Annotated in this window: 1 protein-coding gene; it reads left to right on the forward strand. The window is 51.8% G+C overall.

Annotation, left to right across the window (positions count from 1 at the left end; all coding sequences use genetic code 11):
* Window position 1: 1 nt before the first annotated feature.
* The coding region (locus M8006_RS17980) for a transposase (protein ID WP_250084606.1) at window positions 2–255 on the forward strand (254 nt) is incomplete at its 3' end.

Raw genomic sequence — 255 nt, forward strand, 5'->3', positions numbered from 1 at the left:
GGTGATCAACTACCAAGATCAGCTCCAGCCAGGCACCTTTGAGCACGCCGTACACTACCTGATTGAGCACAAGCTTGACTTATCCGTTTTCCATCCCAAGTATCGCAACGACGCGACCGGTCGACTGACCTATGATCCGGCCATCCTGCTCAAGATCATCCTGTTTGCTTACTCAAAAGGCATCACCTCCAGCCGCGAGATGCAATGGTGTTGCGAGACCAACATCATTTTCAAAGCGCTTTCCTGCGATACCGT

The sequence above is a fragment of the Halomonas llamarensis genome (genome assembly GCF_023555005.1).
Classification (GTDB): Bacteria; Pseudomonadota; Gammaproteobacteria; order Pseudomonadales; family Halomonadaceae; genus Vreelandella; species Vreelandella llamarensis.